At 75.6% G+C, this 13,951-nt stretch carries 2 protein-coding genes; both read right to left on the reverse strand.

Annotated elements, in window-relative coordinates:
- Nucleotides 1-14: 14 nt before the first annotated feature.
- Entirely contained in the window at nt 15-10,997 is a 10,983-nt protein-coding gene (locus EV374_RS28735) for a type I polyketide synthase (protein WP_486486018.1), read from the reverse strand.
- 11 nt (nt 10,998-11,008) lie between these two features.
- Nucleotides 11,009-13,951: SDR family NAD(P)-dependent oxidoreductase (locus EV374_RS28740; RefSeq protein ID WP_132240287.1), on the reverse strand; the 2,943-nt coding region annotated here is incomplete at its 5' end.

Consider the following 13,951-nt stretch of genomic DNA (forward strand, 5'->3'; position numbering starts at 1 on the left):
GAAGGTTGGTCATCTCAGGAGATTCCAAACTCTTTGCTGATGAAGTCGAAGATCTCGTCGTCGCTGGCCGAGTCGAGGTCGGGCCGGTCCGGTTCGGCGGCGGGTCCGGCCGCCAGGTCGGACGCCTTGGCGAGCAGGTCCTGCATCCGGGCGGTGAACCGGGCCCGGGCCGCCGGATCGAGCGGGATGGCGTTGAGCAGGCTCTCCACCGTGTCGATGCCCTGGAAGAGGGGCTGCGTGGAGGGCGCCGCGTCGGCGGCGATCTCGCTGGTCAGCTTCTCGGCGAGCGCGGTCGGCGTCGGGTAGTCGAAGACCAGCGTCGCCGGCAGCCGCAGCCCGGACAGGCCGTTGAGCCGGTTGCGCAGGTCGACGGCGGTGAGCGAGTCGAAGCCCAGGTCGGTGAAGAGCCGGTTCGGGTCGACGGCGTCGGCACCGGCGTGGCCGAGGACGGCGGCGATGTTCGCCCGCACCACGTCGAGCACCACCTTGAGCCGCTCCGGGCCGGCCAGGCCGGCGAGCCGCTGGCTGAGCTGCACCCCGCCGGAGCGGGCGCCGGTGGCGTCGACGGAGCGCCGTAGCGGCACCCGGACCAGGGCCCGGAGCATCGGCGCGAGGGTGCCGGCCTCGGCCTGCCCGCGCAGCGTCCCGACGTCCAGGCGCATCGGCACGACGGCCGCCGCGTCGAGCCGCCACGCGGCGTCGAAGAGGTTCAGCGCCTGCTCGGTGGCGAGGCCGGCGGCGCCCTGCTCGGCCATCCGCCGCACGTCGTCGTCGCCGAGGTGGCCGGTCATGCCGCTGGCCTGCTCCCAGAGGCCCCACGCGAGCGAGATGCCGGCGAGCCCGCGGGCCCGGCGGTGCGCCGCGAGGGCGTCGAGGAAGGCGTTCGACGCCGCGTAGTTGGACTGGCCGGCGCTGCCCAGGGTGGCCGCCGCCGAGGAGAAGAGGACGAAGGCCGCGAGGTTCGCGTCGGCCGTGAGGCGGTGCAGGTGCCACGCCGCGTCGATCTTCGGCACGGCGACCGCGTCCACCCGTTCGGGGGTCATCGACTCCAGCACGCCGTCGTCGAGGACGCCGGCGGCGTGCACCACGGCGGTGAGCGGGTGCGCCGCGGGCACCCCGGCCAGCAGCGCCGACAGGGCGTCGGGGTCGGCGGCGTCGCAGGCCGCGACGGTCACCTCCGTACCGGCGCCGGCGAGTTCGGTGAGGAGGTCGTCGATCCCCTCGGCCGCCGCGCCGCGCCGCCCGGCCAGCAGCAGGTGCCGTACGCCGTGGGTGGTGGCGAGGTGGCGGGCCAGGATGCGGCCCAGCACGCCCGTGCCGCCGGTGATCAGCACGGTGCCGTCCGGGTCGATGCCGCCGGGCAGCGGCTCCACGCCGGCCGGGACCCGCCCGAGCCGTGGCGTGCGCACCTGCCCGGCCCGCACGGCGACCTGCGGCTCGCCGGAGGCGATCGCGGCGGCCAGCACGGCGGCGCTGTCCGGGGTGTCGTCGAGGTCGACGAGCTGGCACCGGCCCGGGTGTTCGAGCTGGGCGGTGCGCAGCAGACCCCAGACCGGGGCCTGGCGCAGGTTGACCACCTGCTGCTCGCCTGCCGCGACCGCGTCGCGGGTGACCAGCACCAGCCGGGACTCGGCGAACCGGTCGTCGGCGAGCCAGGTCCGCAACGCGGCGAGGGTACGGTGCGTGGTGGCCCGCGCCTGCCGGGCCAGCGCCGGGTCCGTCGGGTCCCCGGCGTCGCCGATCGGCACGATCACCGCCTCGGGCGCCGGCTCACCCCCGGCGAGCAGGTCGCCCAGCGAGTCGAGGCCGACGTCGGTACGCACCCGGGCACCGGCCGCCTCGCAGGCGGCGCTGAGCGCCAGGTCGTCGCCCAGCGCCACCCAGCGGGTGGCGGCCGGCACGGGACCGGTGGGCACCGGCAGCGCCGGCCAGTCCACCTGGAACAGCGACTCGTGCCGGCCGGAGCGGGCCGCGCCGAGCGAGTCGCCGGAGACCCGGCGCATGATCAGCGAGTCGACGTGCAGTACCGGGGCGCCGGTGGCGTCGGCCACCTGGAAGGAGACGCCGACCTCGCCGGCGGCGGCGACGCGTACGCGCAGGGCGGTCGCCCCGGCGGCGAGCAGCGACACCCCGGTCCAGGCGAACGGCAGGCGGGGCACGGTGGCGTCGGCGCCGTCGCCCATCCGGCCGAGGAAGCCGCCGATCGACATGGCCTGCAACGCGCCGTCCAGCAGCGCCGGGTGCACCCCGAAGCGGCCGGCCTCGGCGTGGTGGTCGGCGGGCAGTTCGACCTCGGCGAAGACCTCGTCGTCACGGGTCCACGCGGCGCGCAGGCCACGGAACGCCGGGCCGTACCCGAAGACGGTCGCCTCGATGCCGGAGTAGAAGTCGTCGGCCTCGACGCGCGTCGCGCCGGGCGGCGGCCACACCCCCAGGTCGAAGGCGGGCGCGGCGTCGGCCGGCTGCGGACCGAGCAGTCCGGTGGCGTGGCAGGTCCAGGCGACGTCGGCCAGGATCTCGTCGGAGCCGTCCCGGTAGGGCCGGGAGTAGAGCTGGACGGTACGCCGCCCGTCGTCGTCCCGGTCGCCGACCATCAGCTGCACCTGGAGCGCGCCGAGTTCGGGCAGGACGAGCGGGGCGAGCAGGGTCAGCTCCTCCACCGTCGGGCAGCCGGCCTGCTCACCGGCGTACGTGGCCAGCTCGACGAAGGCGGTGCCGGGCAGCAGGATGTTGTCCATCACCCGGTGCTCGCCGAGCCACGGGTGGGTACGCACCGACAGCCGCCCGGTGAAGACCATCCGCTCGCTGTCGGGGAAGGTCAGCGTGGCGCTGAGCAGCGGGTGCCCGGCGTCCTGGAGGCCGGCGGAGCTGACGTCCTGCGCCCGGTGCAGCGGCGGCTCGACCCAGTACCGCTGGTGGTCGAAGGCGTACGTGGGCAGCGCGACGACGTCAGTGCGGGCGAGGACCGTGCTCAGGTCTACGGGCAGGCCGATCGTGTGGGCGGTGGCGAGGTTCGTCAGCAGCCGCGTCGCGTCGTCGTCACCCCGGCGCAGGCTGCCCAGCGTGTACCCGCTCGCGCCGGCGTCGTCGAGGATCGCCGTCACCGGCATCGTCAACACCGGATGCGGCGAGATCTCCACGAACGTCGTGTGCCCGGCGGCGACGGCCACGCGCACGGCGGCGTCGAACTGCACGGTCTGCCGCAGGTTGTCGTACCAGTAGGCGGCGTCCATCGACATCGGGTCGACCCAGTCCCCCGTCAACGTCGAGACGAGCCGGGTGTGACCGGCCTGGGGGGTGATGTCCGCCAGGTCCGCGCGAAGCTGCTCGGCGACCTCCTGCACGGCGGCCGAGTGGGAGGCGTAGTCCACGGGAATCAGCCGGGCGCGCACCCCGTCGGCCTGGCAGGACTCCACCAGGTCGGCCACCGGCTGCGGCGGACCCGACACCACGACGGTGGACGGGCCGTTGACGGCCGCCACCCCGACACCCGGGAACGCCGACAGCCGCTCGGCCACCGAACCGGCCGACAGGTCGACCGAGGCCATCGTGCCCGTGCCCCGCAGCACCGTCAGCGCCCGCGAGCGCAGCGCCACGGCCTTCGCCGCATCCTCGATGCTGAGGATCCCGGCCACGCAGGCCGCACCGATCTCACCCTGCGAGTGGCCGACCACCGCAGCCGGGGTGACCCCGGCGTGCTGCCACACCGCCGCCAGGGCCATGCCGACAGCCCACAGCACCGGCTGCACGACCTCGACCCGCCCCAACCACGACTCGTCGTCACCGGTCAACACCGACACCAGGTCCACGTCCAGGTACGGGGCGAGGGCCCGCTGGCACTCGGCCAACCTGGCGTCGAACACCGGCGTACGACCCACCAGGCCGGCCGCCATCCGCGCCGACTGCGCACCCTGGCCGGGGAACACGAACACCGGGCCCGCGCCGTGGGGCGTGGCGGTGCCGGCGACGACGTTGCCGGCCGGCGTCCCCGACACCAGGGCGTCCAGCCCCGCCAGCAGCTCCTCCAGGCTCGACCCGACGACGGCTCCCCGCTGGTCGAACGTCGACCGGGTGGCGGCGAGGGACCAGCCCACCGCCGCCGCGTCGATGTCGCCGCGCTCGCGCACGTACTCCGCCAGGCGGGCCGCCTGGCCGGTCAGGGCGCCCTTCGACCGCCCCGACAGCGACCACAGCACCGCGTCGGCGGTCACGAGCCCGGGGCCGGGCTCGGCCGGAGCCACGGCCTGCGGCTCGTCGGCCTGCTCGATGATCACGTGGGCGTTGGTGCCGGAGATGCCGAACGACGACACCGCCGCCCGGCGCGGCCGGTCCACGGCCGGCCACGGCCGCGACTCCGTCGCCAGCTCCACCGCCCCGGAGGTCCAGTCGATGTGCGGCGACGGCTCGTCCACGTGCAGCGTCGCCGGGACGAGGCCGTGCCGGATGGCCTGCACCATCTTGATCACGCCGGCGACACCGGCGGCGGCCTGGGCGTGGCCGATGTTCGACTTGATCGAACCGAGCAGCAGCGGCCGGTCGGCGGGCCGCTCCCGCCCGTACGTGGCGAGCAGGGCCTGCGCCTCGATCGGGTCGCCGAGGGTGGTGCCCGTGCCGTGCGCCTCGACCACGTCCACGTCGGCGGTCGTGAGTCGTGCCGACGCGAGGGCCTGCCGGATCACCCGCTGCTGCGAGGGTCCGTTCGGGGCGGTCAGCCCGTTGGAGGCGCCGTCCTGGTTGATCGCGGAGCCGCGCACCACCGCGTACACGGTGCGACCCTGGCGGCGGGCGTCGGAGAGCCGCTGCACGAGCAGCATGCCGACGCCCTCGGACCAGCCGGTGCCGTCGGCGGACGCGGCGAACGACTTGCACCGGCCGTCGGCCGCGAGGCCGCGCTGCCGGGAGAACTCGACGAACGCGGTCGGGGTGGCCATCACCATGACGCCGCCGGCGAGGGCCATGTCGCACTCGCCGCGCCGCAGCGCCTGACCGGCCCAGTGCAGCGCGACCAGCGACGAGGAGCAGGCGGTGTCCAGCGACACCGCCGGCCCCTCCAGCCCGAACGTGTACGCCACCCGTCCCGAGATGACGCTGCTGGTCATCCCGGTCAGCATGTAGCCCTCGGCGGCCTCCGGCGAGTACGCGAGCAGCGAGCCGTAGTCCTGGCCGCTGGTGCCGACGAAGACGCCGGTGCTGCTGCCCCGTACGTCGGTCGGGTCGATGCCGGCGGACTCGAAGGACTCCCAGGTGGTCTCCAGCAGCAGCCGCTGCTGCGGGTCCATGGCCAGGGCCTCGCGGGGCGAGATGCCGAAGAAGCCGGGGTCGAAGCGGTCGACGCCGCTGAGGAAGCCGCCGCCGCGGGCGTAGAAGGTGCCGGGGGCGTCGGGGTCGGGGCTGTAGAGGCTGTCGAGGTCCCAGCCCCGGTCGGTCGGCAGGTCACTGATCGCGTCGACGCCGTCGACCACCAGCCGCCACAGGTCGTCGGGCGACCACACGCCGCCGGGCAGCCGGCAGGCCATGCCGATGATCGCGAGAGGCTCGTCGTCGCCGACCGGCACGGCGGTCGTCGTGGGTCGCACGGGGACCGGGGTGCCGGCGATCTCCGTACCCAGGAAGGCCGCCAGGTCGTGCGGGGTCGGGTAGTCGAAGACGAGGGTGGCCGGCAGCCGCATCCCGAACGCGTTGTTGAGCCGGTTGCGCATCTCGACGGCGGTGAGCGAGTCGAAGCCGAACTCGCTGAACGCCCGGCGCGGCTCGATGGCCGCCGGGTCGGGGTAGCCGAGCACGGCGGCGGCCTGGCCCCGGACGATCTCGACCAGCGCGGCGGCCCGCTCGGCGTCGCCGAGCCCGGCGAGCTGCTGCACGAGCGACGCGCCGGTGGTGGCCGCGGCGGCGCGCGCGGGCATGCGGATCAGCGCCCGGTACAGCGGCGGGATGCTCCCGCCGGCGAACTGCACCTTCATCGCGGCGAGGTCCAGCCGGGCCGGGACCAGCGCGGCGTCGGTGGTGCGGCAGGCCGCGTCGAAGAGGGCGAGCCCCTCCTCGGCCTCCATGGCGGCGACGCCGGAGCGGGAGATCCGGTTGAGGTGGACGTCGTCCAGCTCGGTGGTCATGCCGCTGCGGTCGGCCCAGAGCCCCCAGGCGAGGGTGAGGGCGGCGAGGCCGCGCGCCTTGCGGTGCTGGGCCAGCCCGTCGAGGAACGCGTTGGCGGCGGCGTAGTTGCCCTGGCCCGGGCCGCCGGCGGTGGCGGCGAGCGAGGAGTACGAGACGAACGCCTTCAGGCCGAGGTCGGCGGTCAGCTCGTGCAGGTGCCACGCGGCGTCGACCTTGGGCCGCAGCACGCCGTCCATCCGCTCGGGGGTGAGCGAGGAGATGACGCCGTCGTCGCGGACGCCGGCGGCGTGGATGACGGCGGTCAGCGGGTGCTCCGCCGGGATGCCGGCCAGCAGTTCGGCCACGGCGGCGCGGTCGGCGACGTCGCAGGCGGCGACGGTGACGCTCACGCCGCGCGCCTCCAACTCGGCGCAGAGCTCCGCGACGCCTCCGGCGGCGCGGCCGCGCCGGCTGGTGAGGATCAGGTGCCGGACGCCGTACGTGTCCACCAGGTGCCGGCTCATGAGCTGGCCGAGGGTGCCGGTGGCGCCGGTGATCAGGACGGTGCCGTCGGAGTCGAACGGGGCGGCCGGCGGCTCGCTCGGGGCGGGGACCCGGGTGAGCCGGGCGCCGGCGGCGACGCCCGCGCGGATCACGACCTGCGGCTCGTCGGTGGCGACGGCCGGGACGAGCGCGGCGGCGCAGCCGGCGATGTCGTCGACGTCGACCAGCACGAACCGGTCGGGGTTCTCCGACTGGGCGGAGCGGAGCAGGCCGATCACGGCGGCGCCGGCCAGGTCGGTCAGGTCGGTGTCCCATTCGGTGGCGACCGCACCCGAGGTCAGCACCACCAGCCGGGAGGCCGCGTAGCGGTCGTCGGCGAGGAACTGCTGGAGCACGGCGAGGGCGCGGTGGGTCACCTCGGCGACGGCCCCGGGCACGTCCGCCGACGCGGGCGGGTCGAGGAACGGCACGACCAGCACGCCGGGTGCGTCCGTCCCGTCGTCCATCGCCGTGGCCAGGGCGGTCAGGTCGGCGTACGCCGCCACGGTCGTGCCGGTGGCGGCGACCGCGTCGGTGAGCGCCGCCGCGTCGCCGATGACCGCCCAGTCGACGGTGGACGGGCCGGCGGGCAGCGCGAGCGGGGCCCACTCGACCCGGAACAGCGACTCGGCGCCGCCGCCGGAGGCGGTGCGGAGCTGGTCGGCGGAGACCGGCCGCAGGACCAGGGAGCCGACGGAGATGACGGGCGCGCCGGTGACGTCGGTGAGCAGCAGCGAGATGCTGTCGGGGCCGGTGTGCGAGACCCGGACGCGGGCCGCCGCGGCGCCGGCGCCGTGCAGGGCGACGTCGTTCCAGGAGAACGGCAGCCGGCCGTACCCCGGGGGCATGTCCGCCCCGGACGGCTCCCCGGCCGGCGTGGTCAGGCCGAGGGTGTGCAGCGCCGCGTCGAGCAGGGCCGGGTGCAGGCCGTACCCGCCGGCCTCGGCGGCGGGGGCCTCGGGCAGCGCAAGCTCGGCGAAGAGGTCGTCGCCGCGCCGCCAGGCGGAGCGCAGGGCGATGAAGGACGGGCCGTAGTCGTAGCCCTGGGCGGCGAGGTTCAGGTAGAGGTCGTCGGTGCCGACCTCGGTCGCGCCCGGCGGGGGCCAGGTGGTCAGGTCGGACCAGCCGGCGGGGCCGCTCGGCACGGCCGGGCCGCTGGCCAGCACGCCGCTGGCGTTGCGGGTCCAGGGCCGCTCGCCCTCGGCCGGCTCGTCGTCCTGGGCGGAGTGCAGCGACACGGACCGGCAGCCGGTCTCGTCCGCCGGGCCGATCCAGAGCTGGATGTCGACGCCCCCGGTCTCCGGCAGGATGAGCGGCGACTCCAGGGTGAGTTCGCGGACGTGGTCCGCGCCGACGTGCGCGCCCGCCTGGAGGGCGAGTTCGACGAAGCCCGTGCCGGGCAGCAGCACGGTGTCGAAGACGACGTGGTCGGAGATCCACGGGTGGGTACGCCGGGCCAGCCGGCCCGTGAACAGGAAGCCCTCGGCGTGCGCGACGCCGACGGCGGCCCCGAGCAGGGGGTGTTGCGCGGGCCGCAGGCCGAACGCGGTGACGTCGCCGGTCCACCCGGCGCCCGCCTCGGGCCAGTAGCGCTGGTGCTGGAACGCGTACGTGGGCAGGTCCACCCGCCGCGCGCCGGTGTCGGCGAACCACGGCTGCCAGTCGACGGCCACCCCGTGCGCGTGCAGCTCGGCCAGCCCGGTTAGCAGCCCGTGCACGGCGGGCCGGTCCTTGCGCTGCACGGCGACGGCCAGCACGCCGTCGTCGCCGGGCAGGATGTCCGCCGCCATCGCGGTCAGTACGCTCTGCGGCCCGATCTCCAGGAACGTGTCCACGCCGGCGGCCCGCAGCGCGGCGACCCCGTCGGCGTAGCGGACGGCCTGCCGGACGTGGCGCACCCAGTAGTCGGCCGTGCGGATCTCGTCGGCGTCGGCGAGCGCGCCGGTCACGTTCGACACCACCGGCAACGCCGGCGCGGAGAACGTCAACCCGGCCAGGACCGCCCGGAACTCGGCAAGCATCGGCTCCATCAACGGGCTGTGGAACGCGTGACTGACCGCCAGCCGACGCGTGCGCGCGCCCCGCTCCCGCCAGAGCCGCTCCACCTCGTCAAGGGTGTCGACCGCACCGGAGACCACGACCGAGGTGGGCCCGTTGACGGCCGCGATCCCCACGTCGGCGAGGCCGTCGAGGGTGGCGAGGACGTCGGCCTCGGTGGCCGCGACGGCCAGCATCCCTCCGCCCGTGGGCAGCGCCTGCATCAACCGACCCCGCGCCGCCACCAGCGCCGCCGCATCCGCCAGGGACAACACCCCCGCCACGTGCGCGGCCGCGACCTCACCGATCGAGTGCCCACCCACGAAGTCCGGCACCACACCGTACGACCCCACGAGCCGGAACAGCGCCACCTCGACCGCGAACAGCCCGGCCTGGGTGAACACGGTCTGGTCCAGCAACTCCGCCTCGGCCGAACCCTCGGCAGCGAACAGCACCTCCTTCAACGGGCGCGGCAGCAACGCGTCGAGGTACACGCACACCTCGTCCAACGCGGTCGCGAAGACCGGGAACTCGGCGTACAACTCCCGGCCCATGCCGGCGCGCTGCGCGCCCTGGCCGGAGAAGAGCACCGCCAGCGGGCCCCGGCCGCCGGCCTGGCCCGTGACGACCGCGCCCGACGGCTCCCCGGCGGCGAGGGCGCGTAGCCCGGCCAGCAGGTCGTCGCGGCCGGTCGCGGAGACCACGGCCCGGTGGTCCAGGGTGGAGCGGGAGGTGACCGACGAGAACGCCACGTCCACCGGCCGCAGGGTCTCGTCGGCGGCGATCCGGGCGGCCCAGCGGCCCGCCTGCGCGGCGAGGCCGGCCGCGTCCCGGGCCGACACCGGCACCGGCACGACCGGCCGCTCGACCACCGGCGCGGCGGCGGCCGACGGGGGCTGCTGGGGCGCCGGGGCCTGCTCCAGGATGGTGTGCGCGTTGGTGCCGGACACCCCGAACGAGGAGACCGCCGAGCGGCGCGGGCGGCCCACCGCCGGCCACGGCGTCGCCTCGGTCACCAGCGACACCTCGCCGGCCGACCAGTCGACCTCGGGCGTCGGCTCGTCCACGTGCAGGGTGGGCGGCACGACGCCGTGCCGCATCGCCATCACCATCTTGATCACACCGGCGACCCCGGCGGCGGCCTGGGCGTGACCGATGTTCGACTTCACCGACCCGAGCAGCAGCGGCGCCGAGTCCCCCCGGTCCTGCCCGTACGTGGCGAGCAGCGCCTGCGCCTCGATCGGGTCGCCGAGCCGGGTGCCGGTGCCGTGCGCCTCCACCACGTCCACGCCACCGGCGGCGAGGCCGGCGTTGGCCAGGGCCTGCTGGATCACCCGCTGCTGCGACGGCCCGTTCGGGGCGCTGAGGCCGTTGGAGGCGCCGTCCTGGTTGACCGCGCTGCCCCGCACCACGGCGAGGATCGGGTGGCCGTTGCGCTGTGCGTCCGACAGCCGCTCCAGCACCAGGACGCCGACGCCCTCGGACCAGCCGGTCCCGTCGGCGGCGGCGGCGAACGCCTTGCACCGGCCGTCGGCGGCGAGGCCGCGCTGCCGGGAGAACTCGACGAAGGCGGCCGGGGTGCACATGGCGGTGACCCCGGCGACGATGGCCAGGGTGCACTCCCGCTGCCGCAGCGCCTGGCCCGCCAGGTGCAGGGCGACCAGGGACGACGAGCAGGCGGTGTCGATGGTGACCGCCGGCCCCTCCAACCCGAAGGTGTAGGCGATCCGGCCGGACACCACGCTGCCGGCGTTGCCGGTCATCAGGTGCCCTTCGAGGCCCTGCGCGGCACCCATCAGCACGGTGCCGTAGTCCTGGCCGGTGCTGCCGGCGAAGACGCCGGTGCGGCTGCCCTTCAGCGAGTGCGGGTCGATGCCGGCCCGCTCCAGGGCCTCCCACGAGGTCTCCAGCAGCCAGCGCTGCTGCGGGTCCATCGCCAGCGCCTCCCGGGGGGAGATCGCGAAGAAGCCCGGGTCGAAGTCGGCCAGGTCGTGGACGAAGCCGCCCTGCCGCGTGTACGAGGTGCCGCTCTGCTCGGGGTCGCTGTCGTAGAGCGACCCGAGGTCCCAGCCGCGGTCCTCCGGGAAGTCGGAGACCACGTCCCGGCCGGACGCGACGACCTCCCACAGGTCCTCGGGCGACCGCACCCCGCCGGGGAAGCGGCAGCTCATGGAGACGATGGCGACCGGTTCCTGTTCACCGGCCTCCACCTCGCGCAGGCGCTGGCGCACCTGGTGCAGGTCAGCGGTGACCCGCTTGAGGTAGTCGAGAAGCTTCGCCTCGTCAGCCATGGACCGCGCACTCCTTGTGTTGACCCGTCGTCGCAGCAGCGATCACGTCAGGACATCCCCAGCTCGCGGTCGATGAAGTCGAAGACCTCGTCCGGCGTCGCGTCCTGGAGCTTCTCGGCGACGGTGTCGCCGTCCGCCGGCGCGTCGGCCTCGTTGAGGGAGGCCAGCAGCGCCCGCAGCCGCTCGGTGATCCGAATTCGGGCGCTGCGGTCCGGCGCCGAGCCGGAGAGCGCCGCTTCCAACCTGTCCAGCTCACCGAAGACCGGTGCGACCCCGACCACGCCGCCGTCGACGATCGCGGCCCGCACGTACTCGGCCAGCCCTGCGGCGGTCGGGTAGTCGAAGACGACCGTGGCGGGCAGCCGGACGCCGGTCGCCGCGGTGAGCCGGTTGCGCAGCTCCACGGCGGTCAGCGAGTCGAAGCCGAGTTCGCGGAACGCCCGGTCCGGCTCGACGGCGTCCATCGAGGCGTGGCCGAGCACCGCGGCGGCCTGCCCGCGTACCAGCTCCAGCAGGGTCTTGCGTCGTTCGGCGTCGGTCTGCCCGGCGAGCAGGGCGGCCAGGGACTCCGCGGAGACGCCGGTGTCCTCGGCCCGCTCGGCGACGGCCCGCCGCGCCTCGGCCACGCCCGCGATGAGCGGGCTGGGCCGCACGGCGACGAACCCGGGCACGTAGCGGGCCCAGTCGATGCCGGCCACCATCGTCGCCGGCTCGCTCCGCGCGACGCACTGCGCGAGCGCCGTGAGCGCGGCCTCGGTGTCGAGGCGCGCCACGCCGGTGCGGCGGCGGCGCTCCTCCACGGCCTGGTCGGTGGCGGCCATCCCGCCGGCCGCCCAGGGGCCCCAGGCGACCGAGGTGGCCGGCAGGCCCTGCCGGTGCCGCTGCTCGGCGAGGGCGTCGAGGTAGGCGTTGGCGGCGGCGTAGCTGCCCTGACCGGCGGCGCCGAGCTGACCGGCCAGCGCGGAGAACAGCACGAACGCGCGCAGTTCCCGCCCGACGGTCAGCTCGTGCAGGTGCAGGGCGCCGAGCACCTTGGGTCGCAGGACGGTGGCGAGGCGGTCGGCGGTGAGCCCGTCGAGTACCCCGTCCTCCAGGACGCCGGCCGCGTGCACCACGCTGGTCAGCGGCGCGTCGGCGGGTACCTCGTCGAGCAGCTTCGCCAGCGCCGCCCGGTCGGCCACGTCGCAGGCCGCGACGGTCACCCGGGTGCCCGCCCCGGTCAGCTCGCGGACGAGTTCGGCGACGCCGGGGGCGTCCGCGCCGCGACGGCTCACCAGCATCAGGTGCTCGGCGCCCCGGGCGGCCAGCCAGCGGGCCACCTCCGCGCCGAGCGCGCCGGTGCCGCCGGTGACCAGGGTCGTGCCCGGGTAGCCGGCCTCGTCGGTGGCCGCCTCACCGCCGGGCGCCCGCACCAGCCGGCGGACGAGGATGGTGGCGCCGTCGACCGCGAGCTGGTCCTCGCCGTCGAGGCCGGCAAGCGCGGCGCAGAGCAGGTCCCAGCCGTGGTCGTCCAGGGTGGCCGGTACGTCGACCAGGCCGCCCCACCGCTCGGGGTGTTCGAGGGCCACGACCCGGCCGAGGCCCCAGAGCAGCGACTGCTCCGGCCGGCCGGGCGTGCCGCTGCGGGTGGTGCCGGCGGCGCCCCGGGTGACGCACCACAGCGGCGCGGCGACGTCGAGGTCCCCGAGCGTCTGGATCAGCGCCAGCGAGCGGGCGAGGAAGGGCGGCACCGGCTGGGTGTCGTCGACCGCGCCGTCGGCGAGGGCGAGCAGTGACAGCACCCCGTCCACCGGAGCCGGTACGCCGTCGGGGGTGCGGACGGCACCGCTCAGGTGCGCGGTGAGGGCGGCCCGGTCGGTCAGGTTCTCCGGCACCAGCACCAGTCGGACGTCGGCGCCCCGGCGGGTCAGCTCGACCACCGCGGCCTCGCCCTCCTCCGGGTGCCGCTCGTCGGCGACGACCCACCAGGCGCCGGGCAGGAAGCTGACCGGTGTCCCGGTGTACGGCTGCCAGACGCTGCGGTACCGCAGGTCGTCGAGGCTGGACCGGTTGCGCTGCTGCCGCCGCCAGGAGGCGAGCACCGGCAGGGCGGCGCCCAGCCGTTCCAGGGACTCCGCCGCCTCCTGCTCGGTGAGTTCCGCGAGCGCGGCCAGGTCCTCGGCTTCGACGGCCGCCCAGAACGCGGAGTCGACGCCGCTCGGGGTCTCCTCGGCGTCGCCCTGCCCGGTCACCGCGGTCGGCCAGAAGCGGCTCCGGTCGAAGGCGTACGTGGGCAGCGCCACGACGTCGGTCCCGGCGAGGACCGTGCTCAGGTCTACGGGCAGGCCGATCGTGTGGGCGGTGGCGAGGTTCGTCAGCAGCCGCGTCGCGTCGTCGTCACCCCGGCGCAGGCTGCCCAGCGTGTACCCGCTCGCGCCGGCGTCATCCAGGATCGCCGTCACCGGCATCGTCAACACCGGATGCGGGCTGATCTCCACGAACGTCGTGTGACCCGCCTCGACGGCCACCCGCACGGCCGCCTCGAACTGCACGGTCTGCCGCAGGTTGTCGTACCAGTAGCCGGCGGTCATCGACATCGGGTCGACCCAGTCCCCGGTGAGCGTGGAGACGAGCCGGGTGTGGCCCTGCTGCGGGGTCACGTCGGCCAGGTCGGCGCGAAGCTGCTCGGCGACCTCCTGCACGGCGGCCGAGTGCGACGCGTAGTCCACCGGGATCAACCGCGCCCGCACCCCGTCGGCCTGGCACGCCTGCACCAGGTCGGCCACCGGCTGCGGCGGACCCGACACCACGACCGTGGACGGGCCGTTCACCGCCGCGACACCCACGCCGGGGAACTCCCCGAGCCGCTCGGCGACCGCCCCGGCCGACAGGTCGACCGAGGCCATCGTGCCGGTCCCCCGCAGCACCGTCAGCGCCCGCGAGCGCAGCGCCACGGCCTTCGCCGCATCCTCCAGGCTCAGGATGCCGGCCACGCACGCGGCACCGATCTC

It is taken from the genome of Micromonospora sp. CNZ303 (assembly GCF_004345505.1).